The 17,603-nt window shown below is 70.8% G+C and carries 16 protein-coding genes and 1 riboswitch; of the genes, 11 read left to right on the top strand and 5 right to left on the bottom strand.

Features of this window, described 5'->3' with window-relative positions; all coding sequences use genetic code 11:
* The first annotated feature begins 36 nt into the window (after positions 1–36).
* The 6 genes from OHB01_RS06780 (at position 37) to OHB01_RS06755 (ending at position 7,537) form a co-directional block, all read left to right on the top strand.
* The gene (locus OHB01_RS06780) at positions 37–1,353 is read left to right on the top strand and encodes an MFS transporter (RefSeq protein ID WP_142650637.1); all 1,317 of its coding nucleotides are present in this window, start codon (positions 37–39) and stop codon (positions 1,351–1,353) included.
* A gap of 20 nt (positions 1,354–1,373) precedes the next feature.
* On the top strand, positions 1,374–2,987 hold the full coding sequence (locus OHB01_RS06775; protein ID WP_142650638.1) for an amidohydrolase: 1,614 nt from the start codon (positions 1,374–1,376) through the stop codon (positions 2,985–2,987).
* A 206-nt stretch (positions 2,988–3,193) separates the two neighbouring features.
* Positions 3,194–4,285: a pyruvate dehydrogenase (acetyl-transferring) E1 component subunit alpha gene (gene pdhA, locus OHB01_RS06770; protein ID WP_328710947.1), complete on the top strand. Its 1,092-nt coding sequence runs from the start codon at positions 3,194–3,196 to the stop codon at positions 4,283–4,285.
* On the top strand, positions 4,282–5,256 hold the full coding sequence (locus OHB01_RS06765; protein ID WP_142650640.1) for an alpha-ketoacid dehydrogenase subunit beta: 975 nt from the start codon (positions 4,282–4,284) through the stop codon (positions 5,254–5,256). Before pdhA ends, OHB01_RS06765 begins: the two co-directional genes overlap by 4 nt.
* Before the next feature lie 17 nt (positions 5,257–5,273).
* A complete protein-coding gene (locus tag OHB01_RS06760) occupies positions 5,274–6,704 on the top strand; it encodes a dihydrolipoamide acetyltransferase family protein (RefSeq protein WP_142650641.1) in 1,431 nt (476 codons plus the stop codon).
* Positions 6,705–7,243: 539 nt separating this feature from the next.
* On the top strand, positions 7,244–7,537 hold the full coding sequence (locus tag OHB01_RS06755; RefSeq protein WP_142650642.1) for a Dabb family protein: 294 nt from the start codon (positions 7,244–7,246) through the stop codon (positions 7,535–7,537).
* A 166-nt stretch (positions 7,538–7,703) separates the two neighbouring features.
* Here the strand turns inward: OHB01_RS06755 and OHB01_RS06750 are convergent, their stop codons facing one another.
* Complete coding sequence (locus OHB01_RS06750) at positions 7,704–8,162, bottom strand: MarR family winged helix-turn-helix transcriptional regulator (protein WP_142650643.1); 459 nt, start codon at positions 8,160–8,162, stop codon at positions 7,704–7,706.
* Positions 8,163–8,295: 133 nt separating this feature from the next.
* Between OHB01_RS06750 and OHB01_RS06745 the strand changes: the two genes are divergently transcribed.
* Both OHB01_RS06745 and OHB01_RS06740 read left to right on the top strand, forming a co-directional pair.
* Positions 8,296–9,459: an MFS transporter gene (locus OHB01_RS06745; RefSeq protein ID WP_142650644.1), complete on the top strand. Its 1,164-nt coding sequence runs from the start codon at positions 8,296–8,298 to the stop codon at positions 9,457–9,459.
* A 311-nt stretch (positions 9,460–9,770) separates the two neighbouring features.
* Positions 9,771–11,282, top strand: a complete 1,512-nt coding sequence (locus tag OHB01_RS06740; protein WP_328855096.1) for a sodium:solute symporter family protein — start codon at positions 9,771–9,773, stop codon at positions 11,280–11,282.
* A gap of 109 nt (positions 11,283–11,391) precedes the next feature.
* On the opposite strand, the gene OHB01_RS06735 is transcribed toward OHB01_RS06740, so the two are convergent.
* Positions 11,392–13,215, bottom strand: a complete 1,824-nt coding sequence (locus OHB01_RS06735) for an acyl-CoA dehydrogenase (protein WP_147944115.1) — start codon at positions 13,213–13,215, stop codon at positions 11,392–11,394.
* Positions 13,216–13,363: 148 nt separating this feature from the next.
* Positions 13,364–13,435: riboswitch (guanidine-III (ykkC-III) riboswitch) on the top strand.
* A 5-nt stretch (positions 13,436–13,440) separates the two neighbouring features.
* On the opposite strand from OHB01_RS06735, the gene OHB01_RS06730 reads away from it, so the two are divergent.
* The gene (locus OHB01_RS06730; RefSeq protein WP_142650647.1) at positions 13,441–13,698 is read left to right on the top strand and encodes a CBU_0592 family membrane protein; all 258 of its coding nucleotides are present in this window, start codon (positions 13,441–13,443) and stop codon (positions 13,696–13,698) included.
* A gap of 41 nt (positions 13,699–13,739) precedes the next feature.
* On the top strand, positions 13,740–14,117 hold the full coding sequence (locus OHB01_RS06725) for a VOC family protein (protein WP_142650648.1): 378 nt from the start codon (positions 13,740–13,742) through the stop codon (positions 14,115–14,117).
* A gap of 3 nt (positions 14,118–14,120) precedes the next feature.
* Here the strand turns inward: OHB01_RS06725 and OHB01_RS06720 are convergent, their stop codons facing one another.
* On the bottom strand, positions 14,121–14,570 hold the full coding sequence (locus tag OHB01_RS06720; RefSeq protein WP_147944114.1) for a hypothetical protein: 450 nt from the start codon (positions 14,568–14,570) through the stop codon (positions 14,121–14,123).
* 86 nt (positions 14,571–14,656) lie between these two features.
* On the opposite strand from OHB01_RS06720, the gene OHB01_RS06715 reads away from it, so the two are divergent.
* Positions 14,657–15,106 (top strand): GNAT family N-acetyltransferase, encoded by a 450-nt coding sequence (locus OHB01_RS06715; protein WP_142650650.1) that lies wholly within the window; start codon positions 14,657–14,659, stop codon positions 15,104–15,106.
* Here OHB01_RS06715 and OHB01_RS06710 read toward each other — a convergent pair.
* Together OHB01_RS06710 and OHB01_RS06705 are read right to left on the bottom strand one after the other, a co-directional pair.
* Positions 15,074–17,125, bottom strand: a complete 2,052-nt coding sequence (locus OHB01_RS06710) for a molybdopterin-containing oxidoreductase family protein (RefSeq protein ID WP_142650651.1) — start codon at positions 17,123–17,125, stop codon at positions 15,074–15,076. The genes OHB01_RS06715 and OHB01_RS06710 overlap by 33 nt on opposite strands.
* A gap of 35 nt (positions 17,126–17,160) precedes the next feature.
* Entirely contained in the window at positions 17,161–17,598 is a 438-nt protein-coding gene (locus OHB01_RS06705) for an RpiB/LacA/LacB family sugar-phosphate isomerase (protein WP_142650652.1), read from the bottom strand.
* Between the last annotated feature and the right edge of the window lie 5 nt (positions 17,599–17,603).

Raw genomic sequence — 17,603 nt, 5'->3', positions numbered from 1 at the left:
TACGGTCTGTCCAACCCCCAACCCACGGAGGACCTCATGGACCGACGAACCCCCCGCCGGGCCGCGTACGCGGCCTTCATCGGAACCACGATCGAGTGGTACGACTTCTACGTCTACGCGACGGCCGCGGCCCTCGTCTTCGGGGACGTCTTCTTCCCGGCGTCCACCGATCCGCTGGTCGGCGTCATGGCGGCGTTCGCGACGTACGCCGTCGGGTTCTTCGCACGTCCCTTGGGCGGCGTGGTGTTCGGTCACTTCGGCGACCGGCTGGGCCGCAAGTCGGCCCTGGTCGTCACGCTGCTGATGATGGGCGTGGCGACCTTCGCCGTCGGGCTGCTGCCCACCTACGCCTCCGCCGGAGCGGCGGCGCCCGCGCTGCTGGTGCTGCTGCGGTTCGTCCAGGGCCTCGCCGTGGGAGGTGAATGGGGCGGGGCCGCGCTGATGGCGGTCGAGCACGCCCCGGAGGGGAAGAAGACCTTCTACGGCTCGTTCGCCCAGCTCGGCAACTCCGCGGGCGCCCTGCTCGCGACCGGGGCGTTCAGCGTGATGACCTCGTTCGGCGACGCGGCCCTGCGCGGCTGGGCCTGGCGGGTGCCGTTCCTCGTCTCGGCGGTCCTGGTGCTCGTCGGCATGTTCATCCGGCTGCGGGTCGAGGAGTCGCCGGTATTCGAACAGGTCAAGCAGCGGCGCGCGAGCGCCCCCGCGGCCGCCGCGGAGCTGCCGATCAGGGCCGTGCTGCGCTCGTCGTGGCGGCCCGTGCTGTTCGGCATCGGGGCGCTCCCGGTGGCCATCGGCGGCTACTACATCGCGACGACCTTCCTGCTCGCGTACGCGACCGGCGCGGACGTCGGAGTCGAGGAGCAGGTGGTGCTCAACGGGCTCAGCTTCGCCGCGTTCGTCGAACTCGTCGCCACGCTCGCCATCTCGTGGCTCGGAGACCGGGTCGGCGGGCGGCGGGTCGTCATCGCCGGGCTGGTCGCCGTGGCCCTGCTCGCGGTCCCGCAGTTCACCGTCATGGGGACCCGCGACACGGTCCTCATCTTCCTGATGCTCGGCCTCATGCGGCTGGCCATGTCCGCGACATACGGGCCGATGGCCACGCTGCTCGCCGAGATGTTCTCCCCGGACGTGCGCTACACGGGCATGTCGCTGGCCTACCAGGTGGCCGGGGCGATCTTCGGCGGGCTTTCGCCTCTGGCGGCGACCGCCCTGGTGAAGGCCGGCGGCGGCGGGCCCGCGCCCGCCATCGGGCTGCTGATCGGGATGTGCGTGCTCAGCGTGGTCTGCCTGGCCGCCGCACCGCGGCACCGCGACGCCCCGGCCGTCTCCGGCACGCCCGCCGTCTCTCAGTGATCCATCGGTTGGAGGAGTTCTTGTCTGCGATCGTCATCACCAACGCCAGGGTCCGCACTATGGACCCCGGTATCCCCCGATGTGAGGCGCTCGCCGTGCGCGACGGCCGCGTCCTCGCCGTCGGCCGGCACGCCGAGGTGACGGGGGCGGCGGGACCCGGTGCGGAGGTGATCGACGCCGGGGGCCGCACGGTGCTGCCGGGGTTCATCGACCCGCACAACCACTTGTTGTCCACGGCCGAGTCCCTGGCGTCCGCCGACGCGCGTTACCCGGACGTGGCGAGCGCCGCCGACCTCGTGGCGGTGATCGCCGAGCAGGCGCGGCGTACGCCACCGGGCCAGTGGATCAGGGCGTTCGGCATGGACGACGCCAAGTTCCCCGGCGGCCGGCCGTCGCGGTGGGACCTGGACGAGGCGACGACCGAGCACCCGGTGATCGTCTACCACGTCTCCGGTCACCATGCCGTGGTCAACTCCGCCGCGCTGGCATGGCGCGGGATCACCGCGGATGTGCCCGACCCGGCCGGCGGCGCCTTCCTGCGCGACGAGGGCGGTCGGCTCACCGGGATGGTGCTGGACTCCGCGATGGAGCTGCTGCTGCCGACCGCGGTGGACATCGGCTGCCACGGCCCCAACTTCCACACCGATCTCCCGGCGGAGCAGCTGCTGTCGTGGCTCGCCGCCGCCGGTGAGGCGTACCTGTCGGCGGGGCTCACGACGGTGTGCGACCCCCAGGTGTCCCGCCGGGAGCTGACGATCTACCGAGCCGCGCACGCCGCCGGCACCCTGCCGGTGCGCACGGTCTGCATGCCGCTGTCGCACATGCTGGACGACCTGACCACCCTCGGCCTGGCGGGTCCCTTCGGCGACGACATGCTGCGCCTGGGCGCGATGAAGTTCTACTGCGACGGCACGCTGCTCGGCGGCACCGCCCTGTTCAGCGAACCGTACGGCGAGGGCGGCCAGTTCACCGGCTCCACCTATCACCGGCCCGAGCGGCTCACCGACCTCGTCCGCCGGGCGGCCGCCGCGGGCTGGCAGGTCGGCGTGCACACCCAGGGCGATCTCGCGATGGCCTACACGCTCGACGCGATCAAGGCCGCGGTGGCCGTGTCGGGAGACGACGCACGGCCGCGCATCGAGCACTGCGGCCACCCCACGCCCGGGCAGGTGCGGGAATTCGCCGCGCTCGGCGTCATCCCGGTCAACCAGCCGAACTTCCTGCACGACAGCGGGAGGGACTTCGTACGGCGGCTGGGGGAGCGCCGCGCCCATCGGCTCCAGCCGATGCGCGAGGAGATCGACGGCGGGCTCCGCCCGGTGCTGTCGAGCGACTCGTTCGTCTCCTCGCTGCGGCCGATGGAGACCGTGGCCAACGCCGTACGGCGGCGCACCCGCGAGGGCGACCCCATCGGCGCCGACCAGGCCGTCACGCTGGACGAGGCGCTGCGCGCCCACACCGCCGACGCGGCGTACGCGCTGCGGATGGAAGACCGCATCGGTTCCCTGACGCCGGGAAAGCTGGCCGACGTCGTCGTCTTGGACCACGATCTCGACCGCGTCGGCGTGGCTGACCTCGCGGGCGTGAACGCGTGGCTGACCCTGCTGGGAGGACGCGTGGTTCACCGCTCGTAGGAAGAGATCCCGGGGTGTGGCGTCTCACCATCCGGGAATCGGAGAAGTGTGGACGGGCGGGCGGGGACTTGCGCTTAGGGGTGTGAGTTCTGCCACGATGTCCACATATGCGCCCGGTCGTCCACCCCAACGGCCGTACGCCCGACGACCCGGCCGTCGCGGGGGTGACCCCACCCGCGGGGGCCCGACACGCACAGGAGTGGCACGTGACAGCCGACGCCCCTCGTGGTGCAGACGCACCTCCGGAGCTCGTCCAACTGCTCACCCCCGAAGGGGAGCGGGTCGAGCATCCCGACTACGACATCGACCTGACCGCGGAGGAGGTCCGCTCCCTCTACCGTGACCTGGTCCTCGTCCGCCGCATCGACCTGGAGGCCGTCGCGCTCCAGCGGCAGGGCGAGCTCGGCATCTGGGCCTCCCTGCTCGGCCAGGAGGCGGCCCAGATCGGCTCGGGCCGGGCGCTCACCGACGCCGACATGGCCTTCCCCACCTATCGCGAGCACGGCGTGGCCTGGTGCCGCGACGTCGACCCGGTCAAGCTGCTCGGCCTCTTCCGCGGCGTGAGCAACGGCGGGTGGGACCCGGCGGAGCACAACTTCCACCTCTACACGATCGTCATCGGCTCCCAGGCCCTGCACGCGGTCGGCTACGCCATGGGCATCCAGCGCGACGGCGCCGAGGCGGCCACGATCGTCTACTTCGGCGACGGCGCGACCTCCCAGGGCGACGTGAACGAGTCGTTCATCTGGGCCTCGGTGTTCAACGCCCCCGTCGTGTTCTTCTGCCAGAACAACCAGTGGGCCATCTCCGAGCCGCTGGAGAAGCAGACGAAGATCCCGCTCTACAAGAGGGCGTCCGGCTTCGGCTTCCCCGGCATCCGGGTCGACGGCAACGACGTGTTCGCCTGCCTCGCCGTGACCCGCCGGGCGCTCCAGAACGCCCGCGAGGGGCAGGGACCGACGATGATCGAGGCGTTCACCTACCGGATGGGCGCGCACACGACCTCCGACGACCCCACCCGCTACCGCCTCGCCGACGAACTTGAGGCGTGGAAGCTGAAGGACCCCATCGAGCGGGTCAAGGCGTACCTCTTCAAGAACCGGCTCGCCGACCAGGAGTTCTTCGAGAAGATCGACGCCGAGGCCGACGCGCTCGGCAAAGACGTGCGAAGCCGGTGCCTCGCGCTGCCCGACCCACCCCCCAGGGCTATCTTTGATCACGTGTACGCCGGTGCCCACTCACTCCTCGACGAGGAACGCGAGCAGTATCTGACCTACCTGGCGGGGTTCGAACGATGACCACACTGACTCTCGCCAAGGCGTTGAACGAGGGCCTCCGCCGCTCGATGGAGGACGACCCCAAGGTGCTCGTGATGGGAGAGGACGTCGGCAAGCTCGGCGGTGTCTTCCGCGTCACCGACGGCCTGCAGAAGGACTTCGGCGAAGACCGCGTGATCGACACGCCGCTCGCCGAGTCGGGCATCATCGGGACGGCGATCGGCCTGGCCCTGCGCGGCTACCGTCCGGTCTGCGAGATCCAGTTCGACGGGTTCGTGTTCCCGGCCGCCGACCAGATCATCACGCAGCTCGCCAAGATGCCGCTGCGGTCGCTCGGCACGCTCAAGCTGCCGGTCGTCGTACGCATCCCCTGCGGTGGCGGCATCGGGGCCGTCGAGCACCACTCGGAGTCGCCCGAGGCGTACTTCACCCACACCGCGGGCCTGCGGGTGGTCGCGTGCTCCAACCCGGTGGACGCGTACACGATGATCCAGGACGCCGTCCGCTGCGACGACCCGATCATCTTCTTCGAGCCCAAGCGTCGTTATTGGGACAAGGCCGACGTCGACCTCGCCGCTCCCGGCCTGCCGCTCGACCGCGCCCGCACCGTACGGCAGGGCAGCGACGTCACGCTGATCGCGTACGGGCCGATGGTGAAGACCTGCCTGGAGGCCGCCGCGGCGGCGGAGGAGGACGGGCGGAGCATCGAGGTCATCGACCTGCGCTCGCTCAACCCCCTCGACGTGGACGTCCTGACCGAGTCGGTCACGCGGACCGGACGGTGCGTGGTCGCCCACGAGGCCCCCGTCTTCACCGGCTACGGGGCCGAGCTGGCGGCGCGCATCACCGAGCGCTGCTTCTACAGCCTGGAGGCGCCGGTGCTGCGGGTCGGCGGGTTCTCCACGCCCTACCCGCCGTCGCGGCTGGAGGACCACTACCTGCCCGACCTGGACCGCGTGCTCGACGCCGTCGACCGCACGTTCGCCTACTGAGGGGGGAGGCACTTCTCATGCTCCGTGAGTTCAGGCTCCCCGACGTGGGTGAGGGGCTGACCGAGGCCGAGATCGTCAAGTGGCACGTCGCCCCGGGCGACTCGGTGAAGATCAACCAGACGATCGTCGAGATCGAGACGGCCAAGGCCGTCGTCGAGCTGCCGTGCCCGTACGAGGGCACCGTCTCCGGCCTGATGGTCGGCGAGGGCCAGACCGTGGACGTCGGCACCCCGATCATCTCGATCGAGGACGGCGAGGCCGGCGACGCCTCCGCCGCCGGTCGGGAGGCACTGGCGGACGACATGGTGCCGGGCGTGCGGAACGCCGCTCCGGAGGCCGCCCCGGCCAAGGAGGAGCGCCAGCCGGTGCTGGTCGGGTACGGCGTCAAGACGAGCGCCACCCGCCGCCGCCCCCGCAAGCAGGCCGCGCCCGCTGTATCCGTTCCGCCGGCGGCCGTGTCCGTTCCGCCGTCCGCCGTGTCCGCCCCGCCGGTCGCCCCCGTCGCCGCCGCTCCCGTCGCTCCGGCCATCGCGGCGGCAGGCGCCGTTGGAGCACAGGGCAACGGATCCGCGACGTCCGCGCGGGCGCGCGTCCTGGCCAAGCCGCCGGTACGCAAGCTCGCCAAGGACCTCGGCGTCGACCTGGCGACCCTCACGGGCACCGGCCCCCAGGGGTCGATCACCCGCGCCGACGTGGAGGCCGCCGTGGCGGCGCCCGCCCCCGCCGCGACCGCCGTACGGCGCGAGGCGGGAGTCCGGGAGGAGCGCATCCCGGTCAGGGGGGTCAGGAAGGCGACCGCGCAGGCCATGGTGGCCAGCGCGTTCTCGGCCCCGCACGTGACCGAGTGGCTGCAGGTCGACGTGACCGAGACGATGGAGGCGGTCCGGCGGCTGCGTACGCTGCCCGAGTTCGCCGAGGTCAAGGTCTCGCCACTGCTCCTGGTGGCGAAGGCTCTGATCACCGCGGTGAAGCGGCACCCCATGGTCAACGCCACGTGGACCGGCGAGGAGATCGTGGTCAAGCACTACGTGAACCTCGGCATCGCCGCCGCCACCGATCGCGGGCTGATCGTGCCGAACGTCAAGGACGCCGACGCGATGTCGCTGCCCGAGCTCGCCCGGGCGCTGGGCGAGCTCACCGAGCGGGCGCGGGCCGGCAAGTGCCGGCCCGCCGAGCTGAGCGGCGGCACGATCACGATCACCAACGTCGGTGTCTTCGGCGTCGACGCCGGCACGCCGATCCTCAACCCGGGAGAGGTGGCGATCCTCGCCATCGGCCAGATCAGGGACATGCCCTGGGTGGTCGACGGGCAGCTCGCGGTCCGCAAGGTCACCACGCTGGCGCTGTCGTTCGACCACCGCGTGGTCGACGGCGAGCTCGGTTCGTACGTGCTGCGCGACGTCGGCGCCATGCTGGAGGACCCCCTCCGCATGCTCGCCTGGAGCTGAGCGGAGACCACTCAAGTCGGATGCAGGATCCGGACCAGTGAGGCGCACGCTCGGATTCCTGCTGTTCGGGTGTGATCCTCATACCGCGTGACCGGCAGGACACCACCGCGAACCGTGTCCTCCCGGAGATCGAGCGCCGGATCGTCCCCGTGGCCTGGCAGGACGGTGGTGGGCTGGCCGCCGGGTCACGGGTGACCACGGCCTCGGAGGGCGAGCGCGTCGCCCCGGATCCGGACGGCGCGCGGGCGCCGGTGGAGGAGAGCGCCGGGCCCTTGCGGTCGGGCCGGGCTGGTCGTCGCCGCGTCCCGGGGTCCGGACGGGACCCAGGGAGCTGCCGTCGGGCGGTGTCGAGCGCTTCGGTGATCTTGCGGGTCATGTCGGCCATGGTGGGGCCGGGCTCGCCCTTCTGCGCCCGGGCGGCGCGCCCGGCCGGCCCCCGACACCCACCGCGTCCGCGCCCGCGTCACCGATGATGAGAGGATGAGCGCCGTGAAGAGCGCGGCCGCCCGGCCGCGTGCGTCTCATTCCAGGGGGAGTGCATGTTCCGCCACGTCGTGCTGCTGAAGTGGACCGAGGACGCCACCGAGGAACAGCGGGCCGAGGTGGCCAGGCGGCTGAGCACGCTGCCGGACGCCATCCCCGAGCTGCGCTCCTACCAGATCGGCCACGACGCGGGCGTCAACCAGGGCAACTTCTCCTTCGGCGTGGTCGCCGACTTCGACTCCGTCGAGGACTACATCGTCTATCGCGACCACCCGGTCCACCTGGCGGTGATCAAGGAGTGCATCGCGCCGATCCTCGCCGACCGCGCGGCCGTGCAGTACGAGCTCTAGGGGCGCGAGGGCGTGCAGTACGTGTAGGGCCGCGAGGGCGTGCAGTACGCCCTTAAGCGCCGCGCGGGCGCGTTTCCGGCCCGCCCTCGGTGGGCGCGGCCGGGGTCAGGCCCGCGCGTCCAGTGACTCGGGCGTCTGCACCCGGCGGTCGTCAGACCGCGTCGTGTCACGCCCGCGCGTGCAGTGATTCGACCGCTTCGACCAGAGGGGCGAGCTGGGGGTCCCGGGCCGCCTGGTCGAGTGCCTCCCGCAGGGCGGCGTCGTTCGTGGGACGGGCCTCGGCGAGCAGCGCCAGGCCCGCGGGGCTGACGTCGGTGTAGATCCCGCGGCGGTCGGTGGGGCACAGATAGCGGGTGAGCAGTCCCCGCTCTTCGAGCCGGGTCACCAGGCGCGTCGTCGCGCTCTGGCTGAGCACCACGGCGTCGGCGACCTGCTTCATCTGCAGGTGGCCGCCGGGGCCGTCGTGCTGCCGGCTGAGCGTCTCAAGCAGGGAGTATTCCCGCACGCTCAGGCCGTGCTTGGTCTGCAGGGCGCGCTCGATGTGCGCCTCGATCTTCTCGTGCAACAGGGAGAGGGCGCGCCAGCCCTGCGCGAGCGCGGTGAGGGCGGGATCCGTGGCCGTCATCGGCTCTCCCTCCGTTCCAGGTGACGCAGTCGAGGATACTCCACTCCCGAAATAGCCCGCGCTTGCAACTATCCCGCGCCTGCAACTATTGTTTGCGCCTGTTACTCGCTCATGCAATCGTTGGGGGACGCTCATGCCTCTCGCGCTCCTGGCCCTCGCCATCGGGGCCTTCGGGATCGGGACCACCGAGTTCGTGATCACGGGGTTGCTTCCGCAGGTGGCGTCCGAGCTCGCGGTCTCGATCCCGACCGCGGGCCTGCTCGTCACGGGGTACGCCCTGGGTGTCGTCGTCGGCGCTCCGCTGATGACCGTGCTGGGCACCGCGATGTCCCGCAAGCGCATGCTGATGCTGCTCATGGCGCTGTTCATCGCCGGAAACCTGCTCTCGGCCCTTGCGCCGAACTTCGGGGTGATGCTGGCAGGCCGCGTGATCGCCTCGCTCGCGCACGGCGCGTTCTTCGGCATCGGCTCCGTCGTCGCGGCCGAACTGGTCGCCCCGCACCGGAAGGCCGGCGCGATCGCCCTGATGTTCACCGGGCTGACCGTGGCCAACGTCGTCGGCGTACCCCTGGGCACCCTGGTCGGCCAGGTCGCCGGCTGGCGGACCACCTTCGCGATCGTCGCGGGGCTCGGTGTCGTCGGCTTGCTCGGTGTCGCCGCGCTCGTGCCCGAGGTGCCGCGCCCCGAGGGCGTACGCCTGCGCCATGAGGTGGCGGCGCTCCGCGACGTCCAGGTGCTGCTCGCGATGGGCATGACCGTGCTCGGGTTCGGCGGCGTCTTCGCGGCCATCACCTACATCGCGCCGATGATGATCCGGGTCACGGGCTACCCCGAAGGGGCGGTGACCTGGCTGCTGGTCCTGTTCGGCCTCGGCATGGTCGCCGGCAACCTCGTCGGGGGACGGTTCGCCGACCGTGCGCTGATGCCGATGCTGTACGTCTCGCTGGGCGGCCTCGCGATCGTCCTCGCCGCCTTCACGCTGACCGCGCACAGCAAGATCCTCGCCGCGGTGACCGTCGCCCTCGTCGGGGCGCTCGGCTTCGCCACCGTGCCGCCGCTGCAGAAGCGCGTGCTCGATCTGGCCCACGGCGCGCCGACGCTGGCCTCGGCGGTCAACATCGGCGCCTTCAACCTCGGCAACGCCCTGAGCGCCTGGCTCGGCGGCCTCGTCATCGCGGCGGGCCTGGGCTACACCGCGCCCAACTGGGTGGGCGCCCTCCTCACCGCCTCCGCGCTCGTGCTCGCCGTCCTCTCGGCCGCCCTCGAACGCCGCTCCGCCGTGGTCGCGGCCGTCTGACCTGCTGGACGATCACCGATGCCAGGCGGTGACGGGTCCGTTCTGTGCCGCTTGCTGGAATCTCATTTCGCCGCACACTTTCACCCGCCACCCTGTGCGAGATCAAGGCCGTTCCTGATAACGATTCAGATACGCGAAGTTCGTTCAGAAACGTGAACGGTCTGTGACCTGTGTCACGATGTCTGTCCCTTCTCCCGTACGCCCGTGACCTGCGAAACCGCCATTGACGCGGGGCGGGAGGCGGGCGCATCGTAACGAGGCCAGGCGGTTGTCGGTCCGGGTGCCGCTGTTCACCCGGAGGTACGACGCGCGTGAACCCATTGGACTGGTACGTTCTGGGCGCCTATTTCGTCGTCATGGTGGCGATCGGCGTCTACTCGCACCGGCGTATCGGCAACATCAGTGACTTCTTCACCGCCGGGGGCAAGATGCCCTGGTGGCTGGCCGGCATCTCGCACCACATGTCCGGCTACAGCGCCGTCATGTTCACCGGGTATGCCGGAATCGCCTACCTCTACGGCGCCACCTCGTACGTCACCTGGGCCTTCCCGATCGCGATCGGCATCGCGATCGGCTCGGTGCTGTTCGCCCCGAGACTGAACCGGATCCGGTCGAAGCTCAGGGTCAGCTCGCCGCTGGAGTTCCTCGCCAAGCGCTACAACGTGCCGACCCAGCAGGCGCTCGCCTGGTCGGGCGGCCTGCTGAAGATCGTGGACGTCGGCGCGAAGTGGGCCGCGATCGCCACGCTGCTGTCGACGTTCACCGGCCTGTCGCTCAACCAGGGCATCCTGATCACCGGCGTCGTCACCGCGATCTACTGCACGGTCGGCGGCCTGTGGGCCGACGCGCTCACCGACTTCGGGCAGTTCGTCATCCAGCTCCTCGCCGGCGTCGTCATGCTGGTCGCCGTCCTCGCCAAGCTCGGCGGCATCGGCGCCATCGGCGGGATGTGGGATCGCCTGCCGGAGGGGCACGCCCAGCCGCTCAACGGGCCCTTCACCGTGACGTTCCTGCTCGCGTTCCTGTTCATCAAGACGTTCGAATACAACGGCGGCATGTGGAACCAGGCCCAGCGCTACATGGCCGCGCCGAGCGCGGCGGAGGCGGCGCGCGGCGCCCGGCTGTCGGCCGTGCTGTGGGCGATCTGGCCGCTGCTGCTGTTCTTCCCGATGTGGGCCGCGCCGCTGCTGGTCCAGGCGACCAAGCCCGACGCGAGCGACTCGTACGCGCTGCTGACCACCCAGCTCATCCCGCACGGCCTGCTCGGCCTGGTGATCGCGGGCTTCTTCTCGCACACGATGGCGATGGCCTCCTCCGACGCCAACGCGATCGCGTCGGTCTTCACCCGCGACGTGATCCCGGTGCTGTCCCACGCGGCGCGGGCCTGGAACACCAGGGCCGCACTGGTCGCGGCCCGGGTCACCACGGTGGCCTTCATCGCGCTGTCGATGGCGGTGGCCACTCAGGTGAACAGCCCGGTGCTGAAGGACATCATCACGGTCGTCATCAAGTGGGTGGCCGGGCTCATAGGCCCGATCTCGATCCCGCTGCTGCTCGGCATGCTGCCGTTGTTCCGCAGGTCGGGCCCGGCGGCGGCGCTGGTCTCGTGGGCGGCCGGCCTGTTCGTCTTCTGGCTCACGAACTATGGCATGAGCGGCGTCTCGACCGCCGTGGCGACGGCCGCGCCGGTGGCCACCTCGCTGGTGCTCTTCACGATCATCGGCTTCATCCGCCCGGAGAGCACCCCCGAGCGCGAGGAGTTGCTCCAGACCGTCAACACCGACGAGGACAGCGCGGCCCGGCCGCTCCCCACTTCGGCCTGAAGGCACCCGTGCCTCCATCGGCCGCCGCACCGCTTCCCGCGTTCACCTGACCGGCCCGGGAAGAGGTGCGGCCGCCTCGCCGGCACATGGGCGGCGGCCGCACCGACGGTCAGAAGGACTCTTCCGGCAGTTCCATGAGGTCCTGGCCGGTGGCGGCGAGCACGCGGCGCTCGGCGGCCAGCCGGGGGAGCACGGTCTGCGCGAAGAACGAGGCCGCCGCGACCTTGCCCGTGTAGAACGCCTTGTCCTCCTCCGAGGCGGACAGGGCGTTCAGCGCGACCTCGGCCTGACGCAGCAGCAGCCAGCCCAGCACCAGGTCGCCCAGCGACATGAGGAACCGGGTGGTGTTGAGGCCGACCTTGTAGACCTCCTGCGGCGTCTCCAGGGAGGCGATGGCCCACCCGGCCATCGTGTCGGCCATCGCCTTCACCTCGTCGGCCGCCTCGTCGAGCAGGCCGCGCTCGACCTTCAGCCGTCCGTTGCCCGCCTGCGAGGCGGCGAACGCCTTGATCTCGCCGAGCAGCGATCCCAGCGCCGCGCCCTGGTTCCTGAGGACCTTGCGGAAGAACAGGTCCTGGCCCTGGATCGCGGTCGTGCCCTCGTACAGCGAGTCGATCTTCGAGTCGCGGATGTACTGCTCGATCGGATAGTCCTGCAGGAAGCCCGAGCCGCCGAGCGTCTGCAGCGAGCGGGCAAGCAGCTCGTACGACCGCTCGGAGCCGACGCCCTTGACCAGCGGGAGCAGCAGGTCGTTGAGCGCCTCGGCGGCCTCGTCGCGGCGGCCCTCGAACTCCGCGATCTGGATCTGGTCCTGGATCGTCGCCGTGTAGATGACCAGCGCCCGCATGGCCTCGGCGTACGACTTCTGCAGCATGAGCTCGCGGCGTACGTCGGGGTGGTGGGTGATCGTGACGCGCGGGGCGGTCTTGTCGCCCGCGCGGGTGAGGTCGGCGCCCTGCACGCGGTTCTTGGCGAAGTCGAGCGCGTTGAGATAGCCGGTGGACAGCGTGGCGATGGCCTTGGCGCCCACCATCATCCGGGCGTTCTCGATCACCATGAACATCTGCCGGATGCCGTCGTGCACGTCGCCGACCAGGTAGCCGATGGCCGGGTGCTTCTCGCCGAGCGTGAGCTCGCAGGTCGTGGAGACCTTCAGGCCCATCTTCTTCTCGACGTTGGTGACGTAGACGCCGTTGCGCTCGCCCAGCTCGCCGGTCTCCAGGTCCACCAGATATTTCGGCACGAGGAACATCGACAGGCCCTTGGTGCCGGGCTTGGCACCCTCGGGCCGGGCCAGCACGAGGTGGAAGATGTTCTCGGTCATGTCGTGCTCGGCACTGGTGATGAAGCGCTTGACGCCCTCGATGTGCCAGGTGCCGTCGGGTTGCTGGATCGCCTTCGTACGGCCCGCGCCCACGTCGGAGCCGGCGTCGGGCTCGGTGAGCACCATGGTCGCGCCCCAGTGCCGCTCGACGGCCAGCTCGGCGAACCGCTTCTGCTCGGGGGTGCCGAGCTCGAAGAGCAGGCGGGCGAAGGCCGGGCCGCAGGCGAACATCCACACGGCGGGGTTGGCGCCGAGCACCATCTCGGCCATGGCCCACACCAGGCTGCGCGGGGCGGGCGTGCCGCCGAGCTCCGGCTGGAGCTCCAGCCGCCACCACTCGGCGTCGACCCAGGCCTGGTAGGAGCGCTTGAAGCTCTCCGGCATGGTCACGCTGTGGGTGACGGGGTCGAAGACGGGCGGGTGGCGGTCGGCGTCCTCGAACGAGGCGGCCAGGGGGCCGGTGGCCAGCCGGTTGACCTCGTCCAGCACGGTTCGCGCGGTGTCCTCGTCGACCTCGGCGAACGGGCCGGTGCCGAGGATCTCCCTGCGCCCGAACACCTCGAAGAGGTTGAACTCCAGGTCGCGGACGTTGCTCTTGTAGTGACCCATCTGTGTGCGCTCCTAGAACCGAACCCCGGGGGTAACGTACTGGTCGGTAACTCTAAACGAATGCTACCCGCGAGTAACCGGCGATATCCATGGTCTGCGCCACACATCGCACGGTTTGGTGACGCACAACAGGTATGGTCCCGTTGTGAGAAGGCCGCGATCCGCGGTCGTCCCGGACGAGGTGCCCGCCGTACCCGGCCCAGCGAAGACGGTGGGCGGAAGGACATGGACCAAGTTCTGCAGATCGCCGGCGCCGTTCTCATCCTCGGCGCGTTCCTGCTCTCCCAGATGAACGTCCTCGACAACCGTTCGAAGATCTACCTGGTGCTCAATCTCGTCGGCTCCGCGGTGCTCGCGTGGCTCGCGTACGCGGGCGACGACTGGGGATTCCTGCTGCTGGAGGGCGTCTGGGCCCTGGTGTCGGCGGTGAGCCTCGTCCGGGAGCTGAGGCCCCGGCGGACGGCCCGGCGCGCGTCCACGTAACCTTCTTGACACCTTTGCTGGTGTCGCGCTTGGCTGGGCGCATGATTGAGATCCACACGACGACGATCGACTGCGCCCGGCCGTACGAGCTGGCCCAGTGGTGGAGCGAGGCCCTGGGCTGGCCGCTCGTCGACTCCGAGCCGGAGGACGACGAGGTCATGCTCGACCGTCCGGGCGGCCCTCCGCACCTGCTTTTCATCCGGGTGCCCGACGGCAAGACCGTCAAGAACCGCCTGCACCTCGACCTGAGACCCACAGGGGACGGCACCCGCGACCAGGAGGTGGAGCGGCTGCTCGCGCTCGGGGCCAAGCCGTACGAGGACCATCGGACGCCGGACGGCGCCGGATGGGTCACCCTGCTCGACCCCGAGGGCAACGAGTTCTGCGTCTGCCGCAGCGCGGCGGAACGGCGGGCCTGACGCTCAGGCGCCCTTGGCCCGGCCGCGCATCGAGAACGTGAGGACGGCGGTGATCAGCAGCACGAGCGCGCCGCCCCACAGCGCGTCGAAGGCCGCGCCGAAGATGCCCTCGCGGTCGATCACCAGCTGCACCGGATACATGAGGGCCGCCGCGCCGAGGCCCGGGTAGAGCGAGAAGCGCCAGGGGTGGCGCAGCGCCCACAGGCGGGCCTGCCGGGTCACCCGGTCGCCGACGTCGGGCTTGGAGATCGCCCCGATCGCCGCGACGAGGGCGAACACCGTGATCCCCGCGCACAGGGCCCACGTCAGGTCGGCCGGGCCGGGCAGGATGACGCCCAGGATGAAGCTCGTGGCCGCGACCGCCCCACCGGACGTCGCCGCGGCTCGCCAGGGCGCGCCGCGCAGGGCCGCGCCGGCCAAGGACATCTCGTCCATGCGGGTCAGTTCGTTCATGACTACAGCGTGCCTTTTCGGGCGTTTCCGCGGCATCGGGGAAGTCCCTGAGCCGCCCCTGACACCCCCCGGTTAGGCTCCCCGGCATGGATCTGCACTTCCGTACGGCCCGGCGTGAGGACGTCCCCGTCATCGTGGCCATGATCAACGAGGACGCGATCACCGCTGCCCGCCCGTCTTCCGGGGAGCCGGACTACTACGCCGCCTTCGAGGCGGTGGACACCGACCCGCGCAACGAGCTGATCGTCGTGGAGTCGGACGGCGAGGTGATCGGAACCATGCAGCTCACCTACATTCCCGGGCTGTCGCGGCGGGGTGGCGAACGCGCGCTGGTCGAGGCGGTCAGGGTCGCCGTGCCCCACCGCAACCGGGGAATCGGCCGGGAGATGATGCGGTGGGCGATCGAGCGGGCCCGGGAGCGCGGCTGCGCGCTGGTGCAGCTCACCTCCGACAAGGCCCGCACCGAGGCCCACCGCTTCTACGGCTCGCTCGGCTTCACCGCCTCACACGAGGGGTTCAAACTCCTCCTCGTCTGAGAGCGGCGCGACGTCGACGAAGTTGTCGTGATAGATGGGGCCCCGGCCCATGTCGGCGTCCCGCTCCTCCACCAGCGCGTTGGGGTTGGCCCCGCCCGCCAGCTTCGGCCAGTGGCCCTTCGGCGCCGCCACCACGCCCTGCGCCACCCGGTCGCTGACCTCCACGTACGCCCGGAACTCGCCGTTGCCGTTGAAGACCCGGGCGGCCTGCCCGTCCACGAGGCCCCGCGACGCGGCGTCGGCCGGGTTGACCATCACCCGCGGGCCCTTCGAGCGCTTGCGCAGCTCCGGGTTGTTGGCGAACTGCGTGTTCAGGAACGTGTGCGCGGCCGGGGTGATCATGACGAGCGGGTGCGGCCGGTCGGCGGGAGCCGTACTGGCGGTGAACGAGGGCACGTAGCCCGCCACCCGAGGCAGCCCGGCGGCCTCGGCCTTCGCGGAGGCGAACTCCAGCCGCCCGCTCGGCGTCGGGAAACCCTCGGTGAACGGCACGAACGGCTCGGCCACCCGCAGCCGCGCCCACCCTTGCTTGCGGCACTCCTCCACGGAGATCCCCACCTGGGCGAGCGTCTGCTCGGCCAGTTCGAGGTCGCTGTCGTAGAGGGACGGCTCGGTCAGGCCCATCAGCCGGGCGAGCCGCCGGAAGGTCTCGGTCGTGGACAGGCACTCGCCCGGCGGCTCGACGGCGGGCTCGTTCCACACCATGTACATGTGCCCGTAGCCGTGGTGCACGTCGAGGTGCTCGATCTGCATGGTCGCGGGCAGCACGTAGTCGGCGTAGTCGACGGTGTCGGTCGGGAACTGCTCCATCACCACCGTGAACAGGTCCTCCCTCTCCAGCGCCGCCCTGATCCGGTTCTGGTCGGAGGTCGACCCCATCGGGTTGGCCGCGTAGACCCACAGGCACTTCACCGACTCGTCCAGCCCGTCGGCCAGCCGGGTCATCGTGAGCGTACGCACGGGGTGGGGGAGCAGGTCGTCGCGCGGGTCGGGGCCCTTGGGGGCGTGTCCCGAGGTGGAGTAGGCCACGCCGCCGCCCGGATAGCGCCAGTCGCCGGTGACGCCGGGAATGCAGGCGATCATCCGCATCGCGGCCCCGCCGCCTCCGTGCCGCTGGACGCCCATCGTGGCCCGGATGCCGGTCGGCCGGGTGTGCGCGAGCCGTACGCCGAGGGCGCGGATCCGCTCCTCGGGCAGGCCGGTGATCTCCGCCACCAGCGCCGGGGGATGCCTGCGGATCTCGGCCTCGAACTCGTCCCAGCCGGTCGTGTGCTCCTCGATGTACGCGCGGTCCTCCGCGCCCTCCTCCAGCACGACGTGCAGCAGGCCGAGGGCGAGCGCGGCGTCGGTGCCCGGCCGGATCGGCAGGTGCTCGTCCGCCTGGTCGGCGGTACGCGTGCGGATGGGGTCGATCGCCACGACGTACGCTCCGGCGGCGCGGGCGTCCTGGACGAACTTCCACATGTGGTGGCCGCTGGTCAGCGTGTTGGTGCCCCACAGCAGGATGAGCCGCGACAGGGCGAACGTCTCCGGGTCCATGCCGCCGGGAGTGCCGTTGACGTAGCGCAGCCCGTCGTTGCCGGCCCGCGCGCAGATGTTGAGGTCGTGCCGCGACGCGCCCAGGGCGTTCCAGAACCGCCGCCCGGCCTGGCCCGACTCGCCCTGGACATAGCCGAGCGTCCCGGTGCCCTGGTAGGGCCAGATCGCCTCGCCGCCATGCTCCTCGACGATCGACGCCAGCTTGGCCGCGATCTCCGACAGCGCCTGGTCCAGGCTGATCCGCTCGAACCGCCCGGATCCCTTCGGCCCCACCCTCTTCAACGGGTGGAGGACGCGGTCGGCCGACCGCACCTGCTCCAGATAGCGGTTGACCTTCACGCACAACGCCCCGCGCGTGTAGGGGTGGTCGCGGTTGCCGCGCAACCCGACGGCCTCGCCGTCGCGCACGGTGACGACCCAGGAACAGGTGTCGGGGCAGTCGAGCGGACAGGCGCCGAGGACGGGTAGCGACGTGCTCATGGCATCGACGTTAGCGTGCGGCCCACAATCGGTCTCTACCGGATTTCCCCCACGTGGGCGATGTTCGCCGCGTCCTCCGGATCGGTGCTCGGCGACCCGGAGAACCAGGCGTCCAGGATCTCCGTCAGCACCTGCCGGGAGGTGAGGCGGAGGCTGAGCGCGAGCACGTTGGCGTCGTTCCACGTGCGGGCGCCCGCGGCAGTGGCGGCGTCGGTGCACAGCGCCGCACGCACGCCCGCTACCTTGTTTGCCGCTATGGACGCGCCGGTGCCGGTCCAGCAACAGACCACGGCCTGGTCCGCGCGCCCCTCCGCGACGTCCCGCGCCGCGGCGGAGCAGCACCATGCCCAATCGGCCCGGTCGCCGGGGGCCAGTGCTCCATAGAGTGTGACTGAATGGCCGCGCCGTTCCACCTCGGCCGCAAGCTCCGACGCGATTCCGTCGAGGCTGTCCGAGGCCAGGGATATACGCATGCCGT

It is taken from the genome of Microbispora hainanensis, assembly GCF_036186745.1.
Taxonomy (GTDB): domain Bacteria; phylum Actinomycetota; class Actinomycetes; order Streptosporangiales; family Streptosporangiaceae; genus Microbispora.
Note: the sequence above shows the minus strand (reverse complement) of the source record. Positions and strands in the feature narration are given on the sequence as shown.

Coding starts and splice junctions, on each gene's coding strand:
- OHB01_RS06750 (WP_142650643.1), bottom strand. CDS start 8,162: ATGACGGCCACGGATCCCGCCCTCACCGCGCTCGCGCAGGGCTGGCGC.
- OHB01_RS06760 (WP_142650641.1), top strand. CDS start 5,274: ATGCTCCGTGAGTTCAGGCTCCCCGACGTGGGTGAGGGGCTGACCGAG.
- OHB01_RS06730 (WP_142650647.1), top strand. CDS start 13,441: ATGGACCAAGTTCTGCAGATCGCCGGCGCCGTTCTCATCCTCGGCGCG.
- OHB01_RS06735 (WP_147944115.1), bottom strand. CDS start 13,215: ATGGGTCACTACAAGAGCAACGTCCGCGACCTGGAGTTCAACCTCTTC.
- OHB01_RS06705 (WP_142650652.1), bottom strand. CDS start 17,598: ATGCGTATATCCCTGGCCTCGGACAGCCTCGACGGAATCGCGTCGGAG.
- OHB01_RS06745 (WP_142650644.1), top strand. CDS start 8,296: ATGCCTCTCGCGCTCCTGGCCCTCGCCATCGGGGCCTTCGGGATCGGG.
- OHB01_RS06780 (WP_142650637.1), top strand. CDS start 37: ATGGACCGACGAACCCCCCGCCGGGCCGCGTACGCGGCCTTCATCGGA.
- OHB01_RS06725 (WP_142650648.1), top strand. CDS start 13,740: ATGATTGAGATCCACACGACGACGATCGACTGCGCCCGGCCGTACGAG.
- OHB01_RS06715 (WP_142650650.1), top strand. CDS start 14,657: ATGGATCTGCACTTCCGTACGGCCCGGCGTGAGGACGTCCCCGTCATC.
- OHB01_RS06710 (WP_142650651.1), bottom strand. CDS start 17,125: ATGAGCACGTCGCTACCCGTCCTCGGCGCCTGTCCGCTCGACTGCCCC.
- OHB01_RS06720 (WP_147944114.1), bottom strand. CDS start 14,570: ATGAACGAACTGACCCGCATGGACGAGATGTCCTTGGCCGGCGCGGCC.
- OHB01_RS06765 (WP_142650640.1), top strand. CDS start 4,282: ATGACCACACTGACTCTCGCCAAGGCGTTGAACGAGGGCCTCCGCCGC.
- OHB01_RS06755 (WP_142650642.1), top strand. CDS start 7,244: ATGTTCCGCCACGTCGTGCTGCTGAAGTGGACCGAGGACGCCACCGAG.